At 27.8% G+C, this 958-nt stretch carries 2 protein-coding genes; both read left to right on the top strand.

Annotation, left to right across the window (positions count from 1 at the left end; translation table 11 throughout):
• Positions 1–198 (top strand): hypothetical protein (locus H5185_RS22835; RefSeq protein WP_220494522.1); only part of this gene is annotated, 198 nt, incomplete at its 5' end.
• 1 nt (position 199) lies between these two features.
• On the top strand, positions 200–958 hold a 759-nt coding region (locus tag H5185_RS22260; protein WP_182743341.1), incomplete at its 3' end, for a DUF262 domain-containing protein.

The following is a 958-nucleotide window of genomic DNA, read 5'->3' on the forward strand; positions in this document are numbered from 1 at the left end:
TTTATATCTTGCCTATATGGAGCAGGGTCGTCACTTAACTCATCATGTATTAATCGAGATATTGCCCCATATAGGCAAGATATAAAAACATTACAGTCAAATCTTTATTCATATGTAAAACTTTATTCAACTGATGAAATAGAGGTTTATACTCCTGGGAAAAGAAGTGAAGTGTTGAAATTAAATGAAGGAACATAATTTGAAACAAGTTGAAGAAATATTCAAGCCATCAACTAAAGATTTATTTTCAATTTTTTCTGAAAGTGGAGTTGTATTCCAGATACCATCATATCAGAGGAATTATGCTTGGGGAACGTCAGAATTACAAAGATTGTTAAAGGATATTGAACAAGGTTATGAACGTTATGACATAAAATCTGATTATCAAGTTCTTTGTTTTTTAGGTAGTATTATTACTGTAAATATTTCTGATAAAATAGATACGGTAAGTTCGCCATTAAATATAGTTGATGGACAACAACGATTAACAAGTACTTTATTTTTAATACAGTGTTTAAATTTGAGTATTAAGAAAATATTCGAAAAAAATTTAAGTATACCAGACTCTATATTTACTTGGATTGCTGATGAGATGCAAGAGATAAACCAAAATACTTTAGAGTGTTTGTTTTCAAGAAAAAAAAGAGAGAATAAAGCTTGTGAATATTTACCAAAAATTGTCAGAGAAGGCGTAGATTTGTTAAGTTTTAGGGAAAACAAGTTTAAGTACGATTCTCCAGTATCTAATTATCTTCATCAATATGCTGTATCGGTAGTAAATAATATTGAATTTTTTAGTTGGGAAAAACACGATTGTAAAGCTGAATTTTTAAGTTTAGAGGTTGTTTTAAAAACATTTGAAGATTCATTTAATGATGAAAACTTTTTACAAATGACTGAAAAACAACTTTATGAACTATTAGATAATGAAAATAGGTTTTATAGCTTAAAAGATTTT

Source organism: Shewanella sp. SG44-6, assembly GCF_014164185.1.
Taxonomy (GTDB): Bacteria; Pseudomonadota; Gammaproteobacteria; order Enterobacterales; family Shewanellaceae; genus Shewanella; species Shewanella vesiculosa.